The 23,016-nt window shown below is 40.3% G+C and carries 16 protein-coding genes; 10 read left to right on the top strand and 6 right to left on the bottom strand.

Features of this window, described 5'->3' with window-relative positions:
- Positions 1-9: 9 nt before the first annotated feature.
- The 6 genes from EGC86_RS11390 (at position 10) to EGC86_RS11365 (ending at position 11,758) form a co-directional block, all read left to right on the top strand.
- Complete coding sequence (locus EGC86_RS11390; protein WP_123777644.1) at positions 10-1,374, top strand: DUF1329 domain-containing protein; 1,365 nt, start codon at positions 10-12, stop codon at positions 1,372-1,374.
- A 58-nt stretch (positions 1,375-1,432) separates the two neighbouring features.
- Positions 1,433-2,443: a WD40/YVTN/BNR-like repeat-containing protein gene (locus tag EGC86_RS11385; RefSeq protein WP_011637679.1), complete on the top strand. Its 1,011-nt coding sequence runs from the start codon at positions 1,433-1,435 to the stop codon at positions 2,441-2,443.
- 49 nt (positions 2,444-2,492) lie between these two features.
- On the top strand, positions 2,493-4,799 hold the full coding sequence (locus tag EGC86_RS11380; RefSeq protein WP_123777643.1) for an efflux RND transporter permease subunit: 2,307 nt from the start codon (positions 2,493-2,495) through the stop codon (positions 4,797-4,799).
- Positions 4,800-5,127: 328 nt separating this feature from the next.
- Positions 5,128-9,975: an NAD-glutamate dehydrogenase gene (locus EGC86_RS11375; protein ID WP_123777642.1), complete on the top strand. Its 4,848-nt coding sequence runs from the start codon at positions 5,128-5,130 to the stop codon at positions 9,973-9,975.
- Between the two features lie 61 nt (positions 9,976-10,036).
- The gene (gene pyrD / locus EGC86_RS11370) at positions 10,037-11,056 is read left to right on the top strand and encodes a quinone-dependent dihydroorotate dehydrogenase (RefSeq protein ID WP_123777641.1); all 1,020 of its coding nucleotides are present in this window, start codon (positions 10,037-10,039) and stop codon (positions 11,054-11,056) included.
- 168 nt (positions 11,057-11,224) lie between these two features.
- Positions 11,225-11,758 carry a cell division protein ZapC gene (locus tag EGC86_RS11365; protein ID WP_123777640.1) on the top strand — a complete coding sequence of 178 codons (534 nt, stop codon included), beginning with the start codon at positions 11,225-11,227 and terminating at the stop codon, positions 11,756-11,758.
- An 84-nt stretch (positions 11,759-11,842) separates the two neighbouring features.
- Here the strand turns inward: EGC86_RS11365 and EGC86_RS11360 are convergent, their stop codons facing one another.
- The 5 genes from EGC86_RS11360 to EGC86_RS11340 form a co-directional block, all read right to left on the bottom strand.
- Entirely contained in the window at positions 11,843-12,592 is a 750-nt protein-coding gene (locus tag EGC86_RS11360) for an SDR family oxidoreductase (RefSeq protein ID WP_123777639.1), read from the bottom strand.
- Positions 12,593-12,685: 93 nt separating this feature from the next.
- Positions 12,686-13,399, bottom strand: a complete 714-nt coding sequence (locus tag EGC86_RS11355) for a histidine phosphatase family protein (RefSeq protein ID WP_123777638.1) — start codon at positions 13,397-13,399, stop codon at positions 12,686-12,688.
- Between the two features lie 2 nt (positions 13,400-13,401).
- Positions 13,402-14,469, bottom strand: a complete 1,068-nt coding sequence (locus tag EGC86_RS11350; protein WP_123777637.1) for a phosphotransferase family protein — start codon at positions 14,467-14,469, stop codon at positions 13,402-13,404.
- 5 nt (positions 14,470-14,474) lie between these two features.
- Positions 14,475-15,305: an SDR family oxidoreductase gene (locus EGC86_RS11345; RefSeq protein WP_123777636.1), complete on the bottom strand. Its 831-nt coding sequence runs from the start codon at positions 15,303-15,305 to the stop codon at positions 14,475-14,477.
- A gap of 11 nt (positions 15,306-15,316) precedes the next feature.
- On the bottom strand, positions 15,317-16,537 hold the full coding sequence (locus tag EGC86_RS11340; protein ID WP_123777635.1) for an acyl-CoA dehydrogenase family protein: 1,221 nt from the start codon (positions 16,535-16,537) through the stop codon (positions 15,317-15,319).
- Between the two features lie 174 nt (positions 16,538-16,711).
- On the opposite strand from EGC86_RS11340, the gene EGC86_RS11335 reads away from it, so the two are divergent.
- A complete protein-coding gene (locus EGC86_RS11335; protein ID WP_165870995.1) occupies positions 16,712-17,638 on the top strand; it encodes a LysR family transcriptional regulator in 927 nt (308 codons plus the stop codon).
- 309 nt (positions 17,639-17,947) lie between these two features.
- A complete protein-coding gene (locus EGC86_RS11330; RefSeq protein WP_123777634.1) occupies positions 17,948-19,597 on the top strand; it encodes a methyl-accepting chemotaxis protein in 1,650 nt (549 codons plus the stop codon).
- 258 nt (positions 19,598-19,855) lie between these two features.
- On the opposite strand, the gene EGC86_RS11325 is transcribed toward EGC86_RS11330, so the two are convergent.
- Positions 19,856-20,170: a hypothetical protein gene (locus tag EGC86_RS11325; protein WP_011637667.1), complete on the bottom strand. Its 315-nt coding sequence runs from the start codon at positions 20,168-20,170 to the stop codon at positions 19,856-19,858.
- 226 nt (positions 20,171-20,396) lie between these two features.
- Here EGC86_RS11325 and EGC86_RS11320 point away from each other — a divergent pair, with 226 nt between their 5' ends.
- Together EGC86_RS11320 and EGC86_RS11315 are read left to right on the top strand one after the other, a co-directional pair.
- Entirely contained in the window at positions 20,397-20,891 is a 495-nt protein-coding gene (locus EGC86_RS11320) for a putative 4-hydroxy-4-methyl-2-oxoglutarate aldolase (protein WP_123777633.1), read from the top strand.
- A 25-nt stretch (positions 20,892-20,916) separates the two neighbouring features.
- Positions 20,917-22,737: an AsmA family protein gene (locus EGC86_RS11315; protein ID WP_123777632.1), complete on the top strand. Its 1,821-nt coding sequence runs from the start codon at positions 20,917-20,919 to the stop codon at positions 22,735-22,737.
- The last annotated feature ends 279 nt before the right edge of the window (positions 22,738-23,016 follow it).

Here is a 23,016-nt window from a genome sequence, read left to right as displayed (position 1 = left end):
ATATTTATAATGAAGAAACTGACGATATTATCGGCAGCAGTGATGCTAGCACTGAGTGCACCTGCTGCGCTGGCGAAAGTATCACAAGCTGATGCAGACAAATTGGGTACAACATTAACCCCTATGGGTGCAGAAAAAGCGGCTAATGCCGATGGTTCAATTCCAGCCTGGACTGGTGGTATTAGCAAGCCTATTGCAGGCTACACTAAGGGTATGCATCATCCCGATCCATTCCCAACTGATAAAGTGTTATTTACCATCACTAATGAAAATAAAGCCCAATACGCTGAGTTTTTAACTCCGGGTCAGAAACAGTTATTTGAAGTATATCCAGATACTTACAAAATGAATGTTTATGAAAGCCGTCGTACTGCAGCTGTACCTCAATATGTTTATGATGCGACTAAAGCCAATGCTGTTAGAGCTGAGTTAGTTTCACAAGGTAACGGTATTACTGGGGCGACCATTGGTGTGCCATTTCCAATCCCGGCTAACGGTTTAGAAGTGATTTGGAATCATATTTTACGTTATCGCGGTGTCGATGTAGAAACATATCGTAGCCAAGCCGCGCCTATGTCAAATGGTTCTTATACTCTGGTTGAAAACGCTGAGGAAATTCGTTTTGAATATTCTCGTCCAGAGGTGACCTTAGAGAAGCTTAAAGAAACAAATACGTTGTTTTACTTTAAACAAGTTGTTACTCAACCAGCGCGACTCGCAGGTACTGCACTACTTGTAAAAGAAACCATGGATCAAGAAGCGCTTCCACGCCAAGCTTGGACTTACAACACTGGACAGCGCCGCGTTCGTAAAGCTCCTAACGTAGCTTTTGATACTCCAGGTACTGTATCTGATGGGTTAAGAACAACAGATGATTTCGATATGTTTAACGGCTCTCCAATCCGTTATAACTGGGAATTAGTCGGTAAAAAAGAGATCTACATTCCTTACAATGATTATCGTTTACATTCAGATGCGTTGAAGTATGACCAAATTTTAAAACCTGGTCATATTAACCCTGAGTATCCACGTTATGAAAAACATCGTGTATGGGAAGTCAAAGCGACGTTAAAAGAAGGCATGCGTCATACTTATAAAAGTCGTGTTTTCTATATTGATGAAGATTCATGGCAAGTTGCGGTAACTGATATATATGATAACCGCGATGAGCTTTATCGTGTGGGTGTAGCTCACCTTATCAACTATTATGAAGTGCCTGCGCTTTGGAGTACATTGGAAGTGTTCCATGATCTTCAATCACGCCGTTATTTAGCGATGGGTTTAGACAACGAAGGCCGTATGTATAATTTTGATGCATCACTTTCAGAGTCTAACTTTACCCCAGACGCATTAAGACGTGCTGGTATTCGTTAATAAGCCATAGATAAAATGGGGCGCCGTAGCGCCCCTATAAATTTTAAAGGAAGTTTGTATGACGTTTAGCATGCTTCGCAGTGTAGTGGCGATTGGGATTAGTGCATGTTTATATACTACTTCAGTAGATGCTCAACTCGATCCACTCTCTGTTCAAATTCAACCCCGAGCTCAATCCTCTTTATTGCTTGATATTGCTAATGCGGGTGACAAACTTGTCGCGGTAGGTCAACGCGGTAATGTGTTGCTATTAGACGATAATCAATGGCACCAAGTTGCAACTCCTGTATTGTCTCAATTAACCAAAGTGTTTTTTTTCGATGACAAGCAAGGTTGGGCCGTCGGCCATGATGCAACCATTATCCATACTCAAGATGGTGGATTAACGTGGTCTGTGCAGATGCAATCTGCAGAAATTGAGAAACCGTTATTAGATATTCGTTTTTATAGCCCTGTCGATGGTATTGCGGTAGGTGCTTATGGATTATTTTATCGCACCGCAGATGGCGGAAAAACATGGCAACAAGAGTTTCATCAAGAATTATTATTTGAAGAAGACATCGCCTATTTAAATGAACTTAAAGCAGAAGATGAAGCATTATATTTGTCTGAACGAGCATCATTATTACCCCATTTTAATCGCTTAATTCGCCTCAAGGATAGACGCTTATTGCTTGTGGGTGAACTTGGCATGGTTGCGGTATCAAGTGATAACGGCCAAACATTCTCGAAAACTAACTTCGATTACGATGGTTCAATGTTTAATGCCATTGAAGTTGGTGAAGATGTTTATGTCATGGGATTACGCGGTCACGTGTTTAAATCAGACTTAACACTATCTTCATGGCAAGAGGTTGATTTACCTGTCCAATCATCAATTAATAGCGCACTGATTAACGCTAATAATGAGCTATACCTAGTCGGAAATGCTGGGATAGTGTTGTCAGTAGATGATGGTAAAGCAACAATTGTGGCCAGACGCCAAGGCGAGAATATAGTGGCAATAGCTAAAGACAGTAAAGGCCAGTTATGGTTTGCCGGTTCTAAGGGACTGTTCCAGCTTGACTAACCTTAAGGTTAGATTGGACAATTAAAACAACAATAATAGGGCCGAAAAGATGTTAGAAAAACTGGTCAATGGATTTGAATCTCATTTATTCCGTAATCGAAAATGGGTCATCATTTCGTTTATTTTTATTACCTTTTTCTTAGGGTATCAAGCCAGCCAATTAAAAATGGATGCCGCTTTTAGTAAAAATATCCCACTCAATCATTCGTACATGCAAACGTATACCAAACATCAAAAAGATTTTGGTGGTGCTAACAGTATTATGGTGGCGGTAGAAGATACCAGTGGCAATATATTTAACCCGGTATTTTTTGATGCGCTGAAAAATGTTCACGATCAATTATTTTTTATTCCAGGTGTAGAACGTTCTCAGGTTAAGTCGTTATTTTCACCTTCAACACGTTTTACCGAAGTTGTAGAAGATGGCTTTGCTGGCGGTCCGGTGATCCCCGCTGATTTTCGTAATGATGATTATGGACTTAAAATAGTTCGCGATAATATAGAAAAAGCGGGCATTGTAGGCCGACTTATCGGCAATGATTATACCTCTGCCATGGTGTCTGCGCAGTTAATGGAGTTTGACCCTCAAACGGGTGAGGCCATTGATACTATTGCGTTTGCAAATCAATTAGAACAAGAGCTTCGCGGCAAATTTGAAAACGATCAAATTAAAATTCACATCATCGGTTTTGCCAAAATGGCTGGCGATGTTGCCGAAGGTGCTAAAGGCGTATTGCTGTTCTTTTTAATCGCCATAGCCATTACTGCTGTGATGGTGTACTTATTTTCAAAATCGATAATGCTCACTATCTTGCCATTAATGTGTAGTTTGATTGCTGTTTTTTGGCAGTTAGGGCTATTAACTGTGGTCGGATTTGGTTTAGACCCCATGTCGATTTTAGTGCCATTTTTGGTGTTTGCTATTGGTGTGAGTCACGGAGTGCAGATGATCAATGCTGTACGTCGTCGGGTGCTTGATGGTCAAACAACTAAAGCCGCAGCAGCGTCAGCTTTTCGCAGTTTATTAGTACCCGGTGGTGTTGCTTTATTGTCTGATACGGTCGGTTTTTTAACCTTATTGGCCATTGATATTGGTATTATTCGTGAGTTGGCAATTTCTGCATCGCTAGGAGTTGCAGTCATTATTTTAACTAACCTTATATTACTACCATTGGTTATTTCATATTTTGAATTACCCAACAAGCAAGATGATCCTGAGAAACGCCAAAAAATTGAAAATATTTGGCGAGCATTGTCTAAGTTTGCGACGCCAAAATATGCCGTTGTAGTATTAATTTCGACAGTAATTCTTTATGTGGTTGGTTTTCAACAAGCTTCAAAAATGCAAATAGGTGATTTACAAGGTGGGGCACCAGCACTGCATCAAGATTCTCGTTATAACCAAGACACCTTCTTTATTACTGATCACTTTTCTATTACCACCGATGTGATGACAGTGATTGTCGAAGCAACACCAGAAGCTTGTACTTATCATTCTGTCCTAACACAAATAGACCAGTTTGAATGGATGATGGCCAATACTGTTGGTGTAGAGTCAACGGCGAGCTTGGCATCTATTGCTAAAAAAGTGAATGCAGGTTTTAACGAAGGTAACCCAAAATGGGAAATTTTACCTCGTACCACTGCCAGCTTAGTACAAGCCGTTGGTCAAGTACCGACAACGTCAGGTTTGCTCAATAGTAACTGTTCAGTGATGCCAGTGTACTTGTTCTTAAAGGATCACAAAGCTGAAACCATTGAGGTAGTTGTCGATAAAGTTAAAGCCGTTGCTGCGCAACTTAACTCGGACACTCTGCAATTTAAGTTAGCTTCAGGCCCAGTTGGTGTCATGGCAGCCACAAATGAAGCCGTGAGCGAAGCTCAGCTACCAATGATGTTATATGTTTATGGTGCAGTGTTTGTGTTGTGTTTAATTAGTTTTAAATCTCTGAAGGCGACTATTGCAGTCATTATACCGCTTTATGTGGTATCTACATTGGCGCAAGCATTAATGACCCTGCTTGATATTGGACTTGCGGTGAGTACCTTACCTGTTATTGCATTGGGTGTAGGTATTGGCGTCGATTACGGTATTTATATCTTGTCGACGATGTCTAATAAACTCAGTAATGGTATGCCGGTTCAACAAGCGTATTTTGAAGCTTTGGTTGAGCGCGGCAGCGCGGTTATCTTCACTGGCTTGACGTTAGCTATTGGGGTGAGTACTTGGTTCTTTTCAGATCTTAAATTCCAAATGGATATGGGTATTTTGCTTACATTTATGTTTTTAGTGAATATGTTGGGAGCAATTATTATTCTACCCGCACTATCAGCGATGTTTTGGCGAAAAAAGTAACTAAAACATGTAATTAAATAAAAAAGGGAGCTTAGCTCCCTTTTTTATTTTGCATAGTTACTCTATGCAAACGACTTAAATGTCATTTTAAACACTAATCTATGCTGTCGACTGGATTTATAGAGGATGTACCACTAAAATTTTCCTCGATATAGCAGCAATTTAGTAATAAACTTTGCACCAGATCTCAAATATGAGTTTCTATTGTTAAACGAAAAACAGTTATTTACGTGATAGACACAAAATGACTCGGACCGACTGAATCAACAAGCCGAAGCATCCATATAATGATAAGAGCGCTGCCATAGACGCTTAAGGAATCTGCAACATGGCCTTGAAAGATGCAATGCCTTCAGTACTACTGGAAAATGTAGTCAATTTAATTCACACAAAAATCCCTAATTCTCAAGCCAAACAAGTTGAGCAATTTGCTAATTGCCTCTATGCCCATATGTCAAAAGACGATCTCAATGCTCGTAATGACAGTGATTTATATGGTGCTGTAGTGAGCCTTTGGAATGCGCTGAATAAAACGGCCCAGGATGAAACCCACATCCGTGTATTTAATCCAAGCCAAGCAAAACATGGCTGGCAGTCAACTCACAGCATTATTGAGGTTATCCAACTTGATATGCCTTTCTTGGTTGACTCGCTCTCAATGGCGTTAAATCGAATGGGCATCACTGCTCATGTGATGTTGCACACGCCATTAGCCGTAGTACGCAGTAATAACAACAATGTGTCAGATGTGTCATTTGTTAATGACACGACAGACAGCAGCAATAATGTTGCTGTATTTTTAGTCGAAATTGACAAGCAAAATAGTGATGCTGACATTAAGGCGATTGAAAAAGAAATTCAATCTGTTCTTGCTGATGTCTCTGCGTCGGTCAATGATTGGCAATTAATGTCAGATACATTAACCGATACTATTAAACAATTACCTTCACGTCCTTTCCCGGGTGATAAAACGGAACTGAAAGAGTCAGTTGATTTCTTAAACTACTTGAACAACCATCATTTCACTTTGCTTGGCTATCGTTATTACGATCTAAAACGTGTTGAAGGTGATGTTGAGCTTGTTCCTAACATTGAATCTAGCTTAGGGCTAATGAACCGTTCAAAAACCTCCAATAGTGAGCGTGGTTTATTACTTTCAAGTTTATCTGATTCAGCCCGTAAAGAGGCGTTAGATGAAAGCTTACTCGTTCTCACCAAAAGCTCTGCTAAAAGCCGTGTACATCGTCCAGCTTATGTAGATTATATTGGTGTTAAACGTTTTGACAAAAAAGGCAACGTAATTGGTGAAGATCGTTTCATTGGTTTATATGCTTCTAATCTTTATAACCGTAGTCCACGCGAAATCCCATTATTGGGTGAAAAGGTTCAGCGCATTCTTGATAACTCAGGGCTAGCACCGCGCTCTCATGATTATAAAGCGTTAATGAATATTCTTGAGAACCTACCTCGTGATGAGCTAATTCAAGCTAAAGATCCTGAGCTATCAAACATCGCTCACGGTGTTTTAGAAATGCAAGATCGTGACAAGTTAAAGTTATTTGTGCGTAAAGACGGTTATGGCCGTTTCTTGTCGTGTTTAGTTTATGTGTCTAAAGACCGCTACAACACTAAATTACGTCAAGATACTCAACGCATTCTGGCACAACATTTTAAAAGTACAGAAGATGTTGAGTTCACCACGTACTTCTCAGAGTCTACATTGGCTCGAACTCACTATATTATCAAAGTTGATAATAACAATATGGATGTTGATGTGGCCGCCATTGAAAGAAATCTTATCGAAGCTGCTCGCTCATGGGACGACAAACTGCACACAGCATTAAACAATGCCGTTGGTGAGCAAGCTGGAACGGGACTGACAAAACGTTATTTAAATGCTTTCCCACCTAGTTATAAAGATGATGTGCTTCCAAGTTCAGCTGTTGTTGACATGCAGCACCTTGAAGCATTGGATGACGAACACAAATTAGGTATGTTGTTTTATCAACCGCAAGAAACTGCGTTGAATGACAATAAAGTCCGTTTGAAACTGTTCCATAAAGACGAGCCTATTCACTTGTCTGACGTACTACCAATGCTTGAAAACTTTGGTTTACGTGTGATTAATGAACGTCCATACGAAGTCAAAACTAATGATGGTGCGACATTCTGGATTTTAGACTTCTTAATGACAGTGCAGGGTGCAGCGACAGAAAACTTAGCTGATAGCCAAGACCGTTTCCAAACGGCTTTATTGCAAGTGTGGCAGAAGAAGTTAGAAGACGACGGCTTTAACCGTATGGTACTGTCAACAGGCCTCAGTGGTCGTGAAGTGTCTATTTTGCGTGCTTATGCTAAGTATATGCGCCAAATTGATGCAACATTCAGTCAGTCGTACATCGAAGAAACGTTTAGCCGTTATCCTAAATTAGCGGACTTATTGGTGAAAATGTTCATCCGTAAGTTTAACCCTAAACTAAAAACGCGCACCTTAAGTAAGTTCCTTGAACAGGTGAACATACAACTTGATGACGTTTCAAGCTTAGATGATGACCGTATTATTCGTCGTTACTTGGATTTAATTAACGCCACATTACGAACTAACTTCTATCAAACTGCCATTGGCGGAAAAGCGAAAGACTATATCTCGTTTAAGTTTGCACCGGGCTTAATTCCTGAAATGCCTAAGCCGTTACCGAAGTTTGAAATATTCGTGTATTCGCCTCGTGTTGAAGGTGTGCATTTACGTGGCGGTAAAGTGGCTCGCGGTGGTTTACGTTGGTCAGATCGTCGTGAAGACTTCCGTACCGAAGTATTAGGCTTAGTAAAAGCACAGCAAGTTAAAAACACCGTGATTGTGCCTGTGGGCGCAAAAGGTGGTTTTGTGTGTAAACAACTGCCGACAGAAGGTGGCCGCGAGGCATTATTTACGGAAGGACAAGAATGTTACCGTATCTTCATTCGTGCGTTATTAGATATTTCGGACAACATTGTTAATGGTGAAGTGGTTCCACCCGTAGATGTTGTACGTCATGATGAAGACGATCCATATTTGGTCGTTGCAGCTGATAAAGGCACGGCAACATTCTCAGACATTGCTAACGCTATTGCGATTGAATACAACTTCTGGTTAGGCGATGCATTTGCCTCTGGTGGTAGTAACGGCTATGACCATAAAAAAATGGGCATTACTGCCCGTGGTGCGTGGGAGTCTGTTAAACGTCATTTCCGCGAAATTGGTGTTGATTGTCAAACCACTCCATTTAGTTGTGTGGCTATTGGTGACATGGCTGGTGACGTATTTGGTAACGGTATGCTGCTATCTGAGCAAACTCAATTGGTTGCTGCATTTAACCATATGCACATCTTTATTGACCCTACGCCAAAAATTGCCGAAAGCTATGCTGAGCGTCAGCGTTTATTTGTACTGCCACGCTCAAGCTGGGAAGACTATAACGCCAAACTGATTTCTAAAGGCGGCGGGATATTCTTACGTTCTGCTAAGTCAATTAAATTGACTCCAGAAATCAAGCAGATGCTAGACACTGACAAAGACACCATGAACCCAACTGAACTGATGAAAGAACTACTGAAAATGCCAGTAGACTTGATTTGGAATGGTGGTATTGGTACCTACGTTAAGTCGAGCAAAGAATCGCATGCTGAAGTAGGTGACCGTGCAAACGATACCTTACGTGTAAATGGTAAAGAAGTACGTGCCAAAATCATTGGTGAAGGCGGTAACTTAGGTTGTACACAATTAGGCCGTATTGAATACTGTGCTAATGGTGGCCGTATGAATACTGACTTCGTCGATAACGTTGGCGGTGTTGATTGTTCAGACAACGAAGTTAACATCAAAATCTTCTTAAACACGTTAGTGGCAGAAGGTGAGTTAACGGTTAAACAGCGTAACCGTTTACTTGAAGATATGACTGACGAAGTCAGCGATATTGTGATTAAAGATTGTAAAGACCAAACCCGTACTATTTCGGTTACCCAAGTACACGGTGTGTCACAACTTAAAGAGCAAATTCGTTTTATTCAGTATCTTGAAAAAGACGGTAAACTTGACCGCGCACTTGAGTTCTTGCCAACTGATGACGATCTAGCAGAACGTTTAGCCAACGGCCGTGCATTAACTCGTCCAGAGCTATCGGTATTAGTTGCTTACGCTAAAATGGTGCTTAAAGAGCAACTAGTGACACCTGAAATCACTGAAGATGCATTTTTAAGCAAGCTATTAGTGGCTTATTTCCCTAAAAAGTTACAAGCAAAATACGCTGACAAAATGATCGCACATCCTCTACGTGGTGAAATTATTGCTACCTCATTAGCCAATGAATTGGTGAATGATATGGGCTTTAATTTTGTACAACGTATGCAAGATGAGACCGGTGCAACAGTTGCCGAAGCGGCTATTTGTTATACTATGGCCCGAGAAATCTTTGGTCTTGATGAGTTAACCGCTTCTATTACTGACTTAAACGGTGTTACTCCGGCACATGTGCAGGGTGAAATGCTACATCAGTTGCGTCGTAATATGCGTCGAGCATGTCGTTGGTTTATTCGTCATCGCAATCGTGCTCATGATATTGATCAAACAGTGGCATTCTTTAAGCCTGTATTTGAACAGCTTAAAGCCAATGTTGACCAGTATATGATTGCTGCTGAAGTGAAAGTGATTTCTGCTGAAATTACTGCACTAACGAAAGAGAATGTCCCTAAAGCAGTTGCACAAGTTGTCGCTAAAATGAGTACATTATTCTCTGCGTTAGACATTGCACAAATTGCTCAAATCGAGAATAAGTCAGTTGAGCTGGTATCAGAAACTTACTTCAAACTCGGTGCTAAAGTTGAATTACATTGGTTCTTAGAACAAATCAGTGCTCAACCTGTAGCTAACCATTGGCAAGCACTTGCTCGTGCTGCATTCAGAGAAGAACTTGATTGGCAACAACGTGCATTAAGTTCTGCAGTATTACGTACTTGTACAGATACTTGCGATGCAGATAGTGTTATTAATCAATGGATTACATTAAACAAACCATTGCTTGAAAGATGGTATCACATGTTAGCGGACTTCAAGGTTTCTCAAACCCATGAATTTGCTAAGTTCTCAGTCGCCTTAAGAGAACTGAACTTGCTGATTTTGCATTGCGAAGGTCAGAAGTAGTTTTTATAATGTGAATAAGCCCTGGCAATTGCTGGGGTTTTTTTTAGGTCTAGGAGAAAACATGTTTTACAAACTCGCGCAAAAAGTAATGTTTCAGATGGACCCTGAGTTAGCCCACAATATCGCGATTGGCAGTTTGAAAATGACCGGAAACAATCTGTTGAATTGTTTTTATCGTCAACAGGTTAAATCTTCCCCAGTAACCTGTATGGGACTGACGTTCCCCAATCCTGTCGGTTTAGCAGCAGGATTAGATAAAGACGGCGAGTCAATTGATGCTTTTCATGCGATGGGTTTTGGCCATGTTGAAGTAGGGACAGTAACACCACGCCCGCAAGCTGGTAACGATCAACCTCGTTTATTTCGATTAAAACCTGCCAAAGGCATTATTAATCGTATGGGCTTTAATAATAAAGGTGTCGATAATCTGGTTCGTAATTTAATGGCCAAAAAGTCTGACATTATGGTTGGCGTGAACATAGGTAAAAATAAAGACACTCCAGTAGAGCAGGGTAAAGATGACTACCTAATTTGTATGGAAAAGGTTTATCAATATGCGAGCTATATTGCAGTTAATATTTCCTCTCCTAACACTCCTGGTTTACGTTCAATGCAATACGGTGAGTTACTTGATGACTTACTTAGCTCAATTAAAGCCAAACAAACTGAATTAGCCGCTAAACATGGTAAATATGTCCCTGTTGCGCTAAAAATTGCTCCTGATTTAACCTCAGAAGAAATCAGCGCGATAGCTGACTCATTGATGAGTAATCAGTTTGATGGTGTTATCGCGACCAACACCACCTTAAGCCGAGATACTGTTACTGGTTTAAAACATGCCGAAGAAATGGGTGGCTTAAGTGGCAAACCATTGGCTGATTTATCAACACAAGTGATCAAACAATTAGCGATCTGCTTACAAGGCAAGATCCCGATCATTGGTGTGGGTGGGATCAATAGTGCAGCTGATGCTTTGGCTAAATTTGACGCTGGCTCAACCATGGTGCAGATTTACTCTGGTTTTATCTACCAAGGACCTAAACTGGTTGATCAGATCGCTAGAGCTTATTGTGCAAAATAACGACTAAAACATAATATTATCGATCAAAAATCATGCCGCGATCGAATTTCAGATCGTTCGATCGCGCTAACACTATGAAATTTATGTTATAATTTATAATTAAATTTTGATATTGGGTGAAAAATAAACTATTATGCACAAGTGTTCAACATTTAGGTGCAAATTGCCATGTTATTAATGCCAAACAAGGACTGGCATTGGGAATACAATGAGACTTGCAAGCAGCTAAGTATTTCATTGGGTTCCGAGATGGAGTTCTTGACCCCATACAAGACAAAACTATTAATTCCAGATGCATTAAGCGCAACTGAATTTAATCTTGAACACGCAAAATTCTACATTAAAATGCTTGAAACACTTCCTAAGGTTTTACATATCTCTGATGCCGGTATTGTTCAAACTGCTTTGAATGCCACCGCCGCCCATTTTTTATTACAATCACAAATGCCGAAGTCTTGGTTTTTTGATGTGAGTGATGAGTGTGTTTATTGCGAAGTCGGTAAATTATTTCAACTTAATTGCGGCTATTCAAAAGTATTAGCATTAGTCGTTGATAATGGCTTACAAGCTGCCACAGTGATGATTTTATCGCAATACTGTCAGTTATCAGACAGCAAGTCGCTAGTACAATTCGACACCATTAAAGTGATGCATAATCGTTTGCACCCATTGCGTAAAGCCAGACAAGTCGTGGCAGCTTAATATCGCTTAAGTTAATGTGCGTAATAAAAGAATGCCAAACATAGAGTTTGGCATTTTTGTTTTAGCTCATTTTCTTAAAAACATTTAGCTCATTTTACGGATCACACTAAGCGGGGCTATACGTAATACCCAATGTAAAATAGCCCATGGATAACTCGGTACATAAGCATTATCTTTCTCTTTTTGAATCGCTTTCACCATCGCTTTACAACCTGTCTCGGTGTCGACGATAAACGGAACCGTTTTCACTTTTTCATTAATCTCACTGCGAATGAAGCCAGGGTGTATACAGGTCACTTTTATTGGTGTGTTCATCATATCGATACGGATACCTTCAGATAACGACGTTAAGGCGGCTTTAGTCGCCGCATAAACCGTCATGGCTCGTCTAAACCCACGCACAGCACTAATGGATGAAATGGTAACTAAATGACCACTATTTTGTTCACGAAAAATAGCCATCGCAGCTTCACACTGGGCTATTGCAGCAATAAAGTTGGTTTGCGCCGTTTGTAAGTTAGCTTCAAAAAAACCAGTACCGATAGAGGCACCTTTACCCATGCCTGCGTTGACAATGACGCGGTCAAGTTGACCGAACTCTTGTTTGAATTGACTGAAAACGTCGAAAACTTGCGGATGGTCATTAACATCCAATGATTTAATCAATACTTGGATATTGGGATTAATCACTAGTAACTCTTGCTTTAATGCTTCAAGACGGTCTATTCGTCTCGCGCACAAAGCAAGATTATGATTTTGCTTAGCAAACTCAATTGCCATACCGCGGCCTAAACCTGAACTCGCCCCTGTGATTAATATGTTTGTCCGTTTCATAATGTGCTCTTTATTTTTGTTTTAATTGTTTTAATTGTTTTGCTAAACGTGTTGAACATCGTCACTTAACGATACTCACAAAGTGAATATAACTTAAATTAAGCTGTGTAAATGGCGTTGTGATCCATCAAAAAAGCTATGCTCATTTAAGGTGATTAAACTCAATCGTTGCCGTTTCAACTGTAACTGGGTCACGCCGCAATTAACTAGCTGTTTATTGATATTAAAAAATTGACCTTCTGGCACTGTTAATATTTGCATCATCGCGGCACTAATGACGCCACCAGAGGTGAATACAAACACAGTGTCATTGTCATTTGTCTGCTCGATGAGTTGTTGTAACCCTTGGTTGACTCGTTGAGTAAAGTGTTGCCAAGATTCGTTGTAGTTACTGTTATCGTTAGCGGAATTTGATTGTTGTTGCCATTGTTCAATGGCTTGACTGAATAATTCGATAAAGGCTCTTGTGGGTGAAGCTTGTTGTTGGAGGTAGTACTTCATTGCATCTGGGGTTGCCAAGTCTGGTCGATAAACCGCAATCACATTTTCATGATCAAACTCATTCCAAGGGGTACTTATCTGTAATGACTCATGCAATAAAGGCGGTGACAACGTCGATAAACAGGCATCTCGTGTTTGTTGATGTCGAGTCATGTTGCCGCAAATAACATGGCTAGGTTGAATTAAGCGCAGGTTAAAATACTCACCTAAATGCCTTGCTTGACTATGGCCTAAACTTGATAAGTTGTCATAGTTATTAGCGCCAAAGCTGGCTTGCCCATGACGGATTAAATAGATATTCGCCATGGTTATCCTTTTTGCTTCATTGTTTGATGACAACGCCACAATAAATAATGTGAAAAAATCCAAAATTGTTTGAATGCAGGATTGCGTGTTTGTTTATGGTGATAGCGATAATAAATTTGCTGCACTATGCCTGCTAAACGGAATAAACCGAACACCTCATAAAAATGAAAATCATCAATGGTGATATTCATTTTATCGCAATAATATTCAACAACTTGTTGTCGAGTTAGCATACCGGCAAGGTGTGTGGGTTGGCGGCGAGTCATTTGTGCTAAAAAGTCATCATCTGCTTCAACCCAATAGGCGAGGGTATTACCCAAATCCATTAATGGGTTCCCCAGCGTCGCCAGTTCCCAGTCGAGTATTCCATTGACCTTACTGATGTCATTTGGATCTAACACTACGTTATCAAACCGAAAGTCATTGTGGGTTAGGCAAATGCTTTCTTGTGCTGGTTTATGTTGTTGTAGCCAAGCCATCACTTTTTTGCCAGAGGGCACATTCCAGGTTTTAGCTTGAGTGTAGCGTTGGCTCCAGCCATCAATCTGGCGTTGCGTATATCCTTCGCCTTTGCCGATATGGTTAAGATTAGCGGCATCTACATCCACTTTATGTAATTCGATTAAACAATCAATTACATTAGTGCAAAGCGTTCTGGCTTGCGTCTTATCGACTTTTAAGCCTTTAGGGAGGTTTTGTCTTGGGATAATGCCATTGAGCTTTTCCATGACATAAAATTCAGTTCCTAATACATTTTCATCTTCACAATGTGCCAGCATTGCAGGTACATAAAGGTAAACAGGTTTAAGTGCTTGTTGTAATCGATACTCGCGCCCCATGTCGTGAGCACCTTTAGCTTTAGTGCCTTTGGGCGCGCGGCGTAAAATAAGCTCGCGATTGGCGTAACTTAAGCAGTAAGTCAAATTGGATGCACCTCCAGTGTACTGGGTTATGGTTAAGTCTCCCTCAAGTCCGTCGATATGTTGTTTTAACCACGGGTCAATTATCGCAGCATCAAGCTCCTCGCCGGTACGAACCGCTTTGGCTTTATCCAGATATTGTTGGTTCATTAAGCTTATTCCTCCCTTAACAATTGCCTAAGACGATGTGTTTGTTTCAATACTAATTTAAAATACCAATGCAAAGGCAATAAGCGTTTTAACTGATAAAGCCGTTTGCCTTGTTGATGTGTCAGTAAGAGGAATTGTTTTTTACTTTCACCTTGATAAGCAATGTCGGCGACTTGCGTTGCATTTATGGGTGACTTATCAAATAGCTTACCCAGCAGCTTTTCCATTGTGGGCAGTTGAGTACGCAGACTGCTGCCTAAGTTGGTTTTAAAGAAGCCTGGGCATAACACGCTAACATTGATATTGTCATCGGCAAGTTCTAAGCGCAAGGTTTCTGACAACGACACCACAGCCGCTTTTGATGCGTTGTAACTAGACATAAATGGGATTGGAGTCAGTCCAGCTTGTGATGCGACATTGACAATACTGCCAACGCCTTGCTGTTTAAAAATGGGAACAAACTGTTGGCACATATTCACAATACCAAACAGGTTGATTTCCATTACCCAGCGCCATTGCAAAATAGATTCAACTTCAATTTTATCTGCTGACGCAACGCCGGCATTATTGATTAAGACATCGATATGTTGCCAACGCTCATTCAGTACTTGTACGAGCGCTGTAATGCTGTCTGTGTTGGTAATATCGCAAGGTACGAAAAATGCCTTACCTCCTAACGCTTGGATTTCTTGACACACCTGTTCTCCAGCTGGTTGATTAATATCTGCAACGCACACTTCGGCGTGCTGACTCGCCCATTTTAGTGCCAGTGCTTTACCTAAACCCGATGCCGCGCCAGTGATCACTACATTTTGTGATTGTGTTATTGGTTTCATAGTCATCACCATTACTTGTACTTAGCTAACTCAAGACGTGACACCATGGCCATATGCACTTCATCCGGTCCATCAGCTAAACGTAAACTGCGGGCCATTGCTGCAAACCCTGCTAATGGTGTGTCATGGTTAATCCCTGCGCCACCATACATTTGAATCGCCATGTCGACGACTTGGGTCAGCATATTTGGGACAACCACTTTAATTGCCGAAATATCGGTCATGGCGTGCTTGACGCCTAAGTTATCGATTTTCCATGCGGCATTCAGTGTCAGTAATCGTGCTTGTTCTATTGCCATGCGCGCTTGGGCAATACGTTCAAGATTGCCACCGAGCTTGATAATAGGTTGACCAAAGGCAACTCTAGATTGTCCGCGCTCAATCGCTAATGATAAGGCGCGTTCTGCTGCGCCAATAGCCCGCATGCAATGATGAATACGACCGGGGCCTAATCGACCTTGAGCTATTTCAAAGCCTTTACCTAAACCCATAATGACATTACTTTTAGGTACACATACATTAACGAGTTCCATTTCTCCATGGCCATAAGGGGCATCATAATCACCATAGGCGGTTAACATACGTGTGATGCTGACCCCAGGCGCGTCCATCGGCACTAATACCATACTATGACGTTGATGTTTAGGTGCATCGTTATGTGACAAGCCCATAAAGATCATTACTTTACAGTTTGGATGACCTAAACCCGTTGACCACCATTTACGGCCATTAATCACTACATCATCACCGTCTTCAATGATGGTAGCTTGCATATTAGTGGCATCCGATGAGGCGACATCAGGTTCTGTCATCGCAAATACTGAGCGTATTTCACCAGCAAGTAGCGGCGTTAACCATTGTTGCTGCTGTTGCTTATCACCAAAGTGATAAAGCACCTCCATGTTGCCGGTATCGGGTGCATTACAGTTAAAAATTTCGGGTGCTAAAATTGAGCGTCCCATTTCTTCAGCCAAAGGGGCATATTCAACACAGGTTAACCCTTTACCTAATTCGGCATCAGGCAGAAATAAATTCCATAACCCCTCTGCTTTTGCTTGTGCTTTAAGCGCTTCTATTTGCGGTAATAATTGCCATTGAGTCCAGTCGCTACTGTGATTAAGGCGTCTATTTTCTGCAAACAATTCTGCTTCAATGGGTAAAATTTTGTCATTAATAAATGAGGTTACTTTCGCTAAATATTGTTGTGATTTTTCTGTAGCGTAGATATTCATGTAAGCATCCTGCGTGACGTAAACCACAATTATTGTGATTACGTGACCGAGCTATTATTTGTGTGGTTAGCATATCGCAGTAATATAAGTGAATAAAATGAAATAACATGTTAGGTTGCAATGAATACTATTCATAGTTGTGTGTTGCAAATTCATTTAACAATAGAGACCAAAATGGCAGATACCAAAGCAATTCAGCAACTTGACCTTAATTTGTTAAAAATATTTGAAGCTCTTTATTTGGAGCAAAACATGACTTTAGCGTCAAAGTCGTTGTTTATAACGCCTTCAGCAGTGAGCCATGCGATAAAACGATTACGTTTAGTGTTAAACGACCCGCTGTTTGTACGCCAAGGTCTGCAAATGCAACCAACAGCAGCTTGTCAACGTATGGCTCCGCAACTTATTAGTGCGCTAAATCGAATAAGGCAAGTACTGCAGCAATGTGGTGAATTTGACCCGCTTACTACGGAGCAAACTTTTAAAATAGCCATTCATGAAGCGCTAGAAAGCCAAATAATGCCAACGCTGATTAAGCAAGTTGTGAAGTTAATTCCGCATGCGAAAATAGCCAGTATGTCATTATCTCGGGAAAATATAGCGCGTCAGTTAGCCAATGGGGAGGTGGATTTAGCCATTGATGTTGCGCGAGCGGTGAATGCCCCTTTAGCTCACAAAACCCTATTGTCAGATCCATTTTGTGTGTTGATAGACCGTCGACAACATGCAATGTATTTAGAGCCTAGTACCAAATTGACTCCGACTGATTATGCTAATGCTGAACATGTAGCCGTATCAAGCAGACCTATTGGTCGAGTGATGGAAGATATATTGTTACAACAACAAGGTGTAAATCGGCACATTAAATACCGATGCCAGAGTTACCAAACCGCTGCTAAAATTGTCATCGGGTCGCCTTTAATGTTGACTTTACCGCGCTCTATAGCGGAGCAGTTTATACATCCAGATTTACATGTGTGCACCATGCCATTTGAACTACCGGACATTGATACTCATTTATACTGGCACATGAATACTGAAACGGATCCCGCTTTTGTTTGGTTAAGAGCACAAATCGAGCAGGCTATTATTGCGAAGTAATAAGCTTTATTACGGCATAGGAATGCTATAGAGCAGAAATATCGCTTGGCATATTGAACCGGATCAAGCTGCATTATTACAATAGATTCAGCATGAAAAAACTAAATGGCCATTTTTAACAATTATAACAAAGTCTACTATATTTACCGGTAGTAAAGCACTATCGTTAACAACTTCTAAACAAAACACCTCAGTGATAAAACAGTTCTATTACTGATCATATTTTATACTATAACTAACATTGCTGAGTTCGTGTCAGTTTTCATCTCATAACCATTTTAATAATAATCATAATGTCATGGTGCCTGTATGAACCCAATTAATATGTTTTTTCGTAAAACGACAATTGCAAACCGTTTATTAGGAATGTTGGCATTAGCGATCATTGCTACTGTTATCGTGTTCTGGTTTTCATTAACACGAGTTGAAAACGTGTTAATTAATGAGAAAGAAGCCAAACTGAATGCTTTGGTAGACATCGCTACCACCATCGCGGATAAATATTATCAAGATGCTCAGTCTGGAAGCCTGAGCGAAGATGAGGCCAAAGTCATGGCTTTGGCGGCAATTGATAAATTACGCTATTCAGGCAATGAGTATTATTTCAGTATTGATACTCAAGGGACGATGATCCAACATGCTTTTGCTAAGCAATTAGTGAATACCAAGGTATTAGCAATGCAAGATCCAAATGGCGTTAAGCTGTTTGAACAAATGATCCTACGTACCGAACAGCAGGATTCGGCACGAGTAGATTATATGTGGAACAAACCACAACAGGAACAACCCAGTCCAAAAATGTCAGTGGTCAAGCGTTTTAGACCCTGGGGATGGATTATCGGGACGGGTATCTATGTCGATGACATTCAAAATGATAAAAACCAATTTATTACGCAATACTTATTGTTATTGGCACTGGTTTGGCTGCCAGTCATCTTACTGCTGTTTTTTATCATTCGCAGTATTTCAGGGCCAATGATTGAAACCATTAGTGCGTTTAAAAACATTGCCAAGGGCGAGGGGGACTTGACCTTACGTTTGTCTGAAGAGGGTAATGATGAACTCAAACAAATCGCACATCATTTCAATGCCTTTATTGATAAAATCCAGAAAGTCATTATTTCTGTCAGCCATTCGGTTGATGAATCGAGTCGCTTAGCACAAAATATGTCGACGATTGCACAACAGGCCAATCAAATTTCATCCAATGTGCAAGCCGAAACTGAGAATGTGGCAACCGCGATAAATGAAATGTCGATGACCGCATCAGAAGTGGCTTCTAATGCGCAACTGGCAGCAGACAGTACCCACCATGCTGATAAAGAGGCAGACAAATCTGCTAACGTTGTTGATAATGCAATGAAAAAAATATCTGAATTATCCAGTGAATTAGCCGCGACAGAAGAGGTTGCTAAAGGCTTACAAGTAAGTTCAAGTAAGATTGGTCAAATTCTGGATGTGATTGTGGGAATAGCAGATCAAACTAATTTGTTAGCGTTGAATGCTGCCATCGAAGCCGCTAGAGCAGGTGAGGCTGGTCGTGGTTTTGCTGTTGTTGCTGATGAAGTTCGAACGCTTGCTAGCCGAACTCAAGCTTCAACAAGTGAAATTAATCTTATCATCGACGCAATCAGAAGTGCCATTGACAGTGTTAATGCTTCTGTTGCTAGGGCTAAAGTTAAATCATCTGAAACGGTCAATGAAACTCAACAAGTTGTAGTTGCGCTTGAAAATATTAAGTCTTCAATTGAGCAAATATCGCAAATGAATGTTCAAATAGCAGCAGCCACAGACGAGCAAAGCACTGTTATTGGCGAACTGAATATGAATATTACTCGCATCAATGATATGTCGTTAGAAAACCGAACTCAGAATGAGCTCATTAATAAAGGCAGTATAGGTATCGAACAAGGTGCAATTCAGTTACATCAACTTGTGGATCAATTTAAAGTAAAATAGCCCACTGATAGTCAGGTTGATTAATTCAATTAGCCTGACTAGCTTCCGTTAGCGATAATCAACGATGTCTAAATGTTCTCTATCTCACTGAATCTCTCATTTACTATCTACAGTATTTTTAGTTAAATTAAGACTGTTACTCGTATGACAAGCACCAAGCGAAAACACCTTGTGAGCAAATCACATAACAAGTTTAATATTGCAGAATGAGAATAAATTCATTTTCTTTACGAAGTTGATTCAATTAGTTAATCGTTATTAACGTGATATTTGCACCATTATATTGATGACATCTTGATATGAGATATTGTACTGGCGTGAGAGGTTAATAATTTTAGTTTTATAAGTTTGAATATGCTCTTGTTTAAGCAGGTTTACTTGTTTTTGCTCAACAATGGTATTTACCGTGTCTTGCAAAATTAATAAACGGCGCAGGCTAAAATCTAACGACTCAATATACGCTGTCATTTGCTGCTTATTACGGGCATTTTCAAGGTTTGTGGTTGTGCGTTGTTCGAAATCTAGCTCATCAAACGCATCCATCATTTTCTGTAAATTTAAATCTTCACTCATAAGTATGATTTTCTACGTTATTTTTAGAAATTATATTCATTTTTATTGAATAAGTCACTCTTTTACTTGATTTGTGGATGTGTTGATATACTAAGTTAACGATACTTTCTGAGTGTAATAATATATCGTTAACAATACTTTCTGAGTGTAATAATATATCGTTAACAATACTTGTTGAATATACTCATTCTCGGTAACCTAAGATTTTGATCTACAAGGAGGAGTCATGTTAGATCTATTGCCAGACTTATTTGATCACTACCCTGAACAATTGACGTTGTTGTCAAATCCATGGAAAGCATTTGGTGCAAAATCGATATTCTACGGTGAAGTCGTGACCGTTAAATGTTTTGAAGACAATTCAAAAGTAAAATCTGAATTAGCCAAAAAGGGTCACGGTAAAGTATTAGTTGTTGACGGTGGTGGCTCAACAAGACGAGCATTGCTTGGTGACATGATAGCCTTAAATGCATGCGATAATGGTTGGGAAGGTATTATCATCAATGGTTGTATTCGCGACGCTGGAACCATCAACACTATGCTAATTGGTGTGCAAGCTTTAGGCACTAATCCCATTAAAACAGACAAAAAAGACGTAGGTGAGGTCAATGTCACAATCGAGATTGCTGGCATCAGTATTTTTCCTGGAATGATGATCTACGCTGATTTAAATGGTGTTGCTGTCAGTAGGCAGGCACTGGATTTAGCTATTTTAGCTTAAAGTAGCGACAGACAAGGAAGCAAAAATGAAAGTAGTAAAGTGGTTGTTAGCGATAGTGCTAACCATAGTGGTCGGTATAACCGTCTACCTCACAATGTTTTTCGATTTAAATAATTTTAAACCGCAAATTGTTGATGCGGTAAAAAAACAAACTGGCCGTGACTTACAAATCAGCCAAGATTTAAGCTGGAGCGTGTTTCCATCTTTAGGCATCAAGCTCGGGGGCATTTCGTTATCGAACCCAAATGGGTTTACGCCCGCTTCGATGCTTGATGTTAATGAGGCCGTGGCCAATGTGGCGTTGATGCCATTGTTTAGCCAACAAATTGAAGTTGATTTATTAAAGCTAGATGGCTTAACACTTAACTTAGTCACTCAAAAAGACGGCAAGACTAGTTTTGATGGTTTGACTGCTGAAACATCGGCAGAAAAACCACAATCAACCTCAAGCAATTCAGAGGCAATGTCTTTACAGACGTTAGATATTGGCGGTATTGAACTTACCAATACGAATATCAATATTATTGATATGGCCAGCAATACGACTCAAACTTTCAGTCTAAAAAGTTTTACTTTAGGACAGTTCAGCCTAGGACAATTCGCTGATTTTGCTTACGAGTTTTCAGCGACACTGCCTGATATGCAGTTAGCGTCATCTGGACAAGGCAAAATTAAAGTCGACCAAGCATTACAGAATGTCACGATTAATGATTTTGACATGGTGCATAAAGCCCAAGGCGATAGTTTGCCAGGCAAAGCGATTACCGCTGAGCTGAGTACACAAATGAAGATGGCATTAGATGCAAAAACCATTGAGCTGCAATTGACTAAAATGTCAGCTATGGACTTAGCCGCCACTGGCGATATTAAGATCAACTATGGTAATAGCATTCCTAAAATTGCGATGAATCTTGATGTTGGTGATATTGATGTCGATGCATTACTGCCAAAGCAAGAAGGCGATGCCAAAGAAAATGAGGCAACTCCCGAAACTTCACCAAGCAAAGAACCTGATTTGTCGGGATTAAAGAGTGTCGATTTAACCCTAAACTTAACCGCTAAATCAATTAAAGTCAGTAATATGCTAACGCAAAATTGGCAAATGAAAATGGCCGTTAATAAAGGCGTATTAACGTTGTCGTCGCTGACTGCCGATTTATATGAAGGTAAGCTAGCACTTAGCGCTAAGCTTGATGGTCGTAAAGCGGTACCAACTTATGTGTTTGATAAAAAGTTGACTGGGGTGCAAATTCGTCCGTTATTAACCGATGCCGCTGAAGTAGATTTGCTTTCTGGAACAGCGAGTTTTGAAGTTAAAGGTAGTGGTGCCAGTTTGATTGTCGATAATCTTAAAAACAATCTTAATGCCGTGGGTAAGTTTGAAGTAGCAGATGGATCATTGTATGGAGTTAACATTCCACAGATGATCCGTAGCGCACAGCAAAAGCTGAAAGGTGATTTATCGGCGGATAAGAAAGAAGAGTTGAAAACCGATTTTACCAGTTTAACGGGAAGTTTCACCATGAAAGATGCTGTTGTAACTAACCCTGATTTAGCGATGGCTTCACCGTTAATTCGCTTAAATGGTAAAGGTACGGCAAACATTGCTACTGAAGCGTTAGATTACACCTTAACAACCAGTGTCGTTGGGTCATTATCAGGACAAGGCGAAGCTGCTGATGAGTCTCTTAAAGGTATCGACATTCCGTTAACTATTAAAGGTACTTTCCAAGAGCCTAAGTTTGGCATTGATACCAAAGCGTTATTGGAAGGCCAATTTAAAGATGAAGCAGATAAAGCCAAAGAAAAGCTAAAAGAAGGATTGTTTAAGAAGCTTGGAATTTAAATCATCCATTAATAACAAAGGCTGTAGATGATTCGATATGAGGACTACAGCCTTGTCCAAAGCGGCTTTTGTTACTGCTATATGGTATGCAGTTAACTAACCTCAACTCGTGTTAAGAAGTGGGATATGTGAGTCGAAATGACAATATTCGGCCTATTTTATATCAAACTTGTCTTTTGTTTTGCTAATAAGGCAAATTGGTACGTCAATAGCTAGCCTATTGCAAGTCAATGCAACACAGTTAGCGATACAAAGGACTGTTTGATAAACGTTTATTAT

Origin of the sequence: Shewanella frigidimarina, from assembly GCF_003797125.1 — a bacterium.
GTDB lineage: Bacteria > Pseudomonadota > Gammaproteobacteria > Enterobacterales > Shewanellaceae > Shewanella > Shewanella frigidimarina.
This window is presented reverse-complemented; position numbering and strand designations above follow the sequence as displayed.

Excerpts from the sequence above, each read along its gene's own strand:
- EGC86_RS11325 (WP_011637667.1), bottom strand. The coding sequence starts at position 20,170 with ATGAGTGAAGATTTAAATTTACAGAAAATGATGGATGCGTTTGATGAG.
- EGC86_RS11385 (WP_011637679.1), top strand. The coding sequence starts at position 1,433 with ATGACGTTTAGCATGCTTCGCAGTGTAGTGGCGATTGGGATTAGTGCA.
- EGC86_RS11315 (WP_123777632.1), top strand. The coding sequence starts at position 20,917 with ATGAAAGTAGTAAAGTGGTTGTTAGCGATAGTGCTAACCATAGTGGTC.
- EGC86_RS11350 (WP_123777637.1), bottom strand. The coding sequence starts at position 14,469 with ATGAACCAACAATATCTGGATAAAGCCAAAGCGGTTCGTACCGGCGAG.
- EGC86_RS11390 (WP_123777644.1), top strand. The coding sequence starts at position 10 with ATGAAGAAACTGACGATATTATCGGCAGCAGTGATGCTAGCACTGAGT.
- EGC86_RS11360 (WP_123777639.1), bottom strand. The coding sequence starts at position 12,592 with ATGAAACGGACAAACATATTAATCACAGGGGCGAGTTCAGGTTTAGGC.
- pyrD (WP_123777641.1), top strand. The coding sequence starts at position 10,037 with ATGTTTTACAAACTCGCGCAAAAAGTAATGTTTCAGATGGACCCTGAG.
- EGC86_RS11320 (WP_123777633.1), top strand. The coding sequence starts at position 20,397 with ATGTTAGATCTATTGCCAGACTTATTTGATCACTACCCTGAACAATTG.
- EGC86_RS11355 (WP_123777638.1), bottom strand. The coding sequence starts at position 13,399 with ATGGCGAATATCTATTTAATCCGTCATGGGCAAGCCAGCTTTGGCGCT.
- EGC86_RS11380 (WP_123777643.1), top strand. The coding sequence starts at position 2,493 with ATGTTAGAAAAACTGGTCAATGGATTTGAATCTCATTTATTCCGTAAT.
- EGC86_RS11335 (WP_165870995.1), top strand. The coding sequence starts at position 16,712 with ATGGCAGATACCAAAGCAATTCAGCAACTTGACCTTAATTTGTTAAAA.
- EGC86_RS11365 (WP_123777640.1), top strand. The coding sequence starts at position 11,225 with ATGTTATTAATGCCAAACAAGGACTGGCATTGGGAATACAATGAGACT.
- EGC86_RS11345 (WP_123777636.1), bottom strand. The coding sequence starts at position 15,305 with ATGAAACCAATAACACAATCACAAAATGTAGTGATCACTGGCGCGGCA.
- EGC86_RS11340 (WP_123777635.1), bottom strand. The coding sequence starts at position 16,537 with ATGAATATCTACGCTACAGAAAAATCACAACAATATTTAGCGAAAGTA.
- EGC86_RS11330 (WP_123777634.1), top strand. The coding sequence starts at position 17,948 with ATGAACCCAATTAATATGTTTTTTCGTAAAACGACAATTGCAAACCGT.
- EGC86_RS11375 (WP_123777642.1), top strand. The coding sequence starts at position 5,128 with ATGGCCTTGAAAGATGCAATGCCTTCAGTACTACTGGAAAATGTAGTC.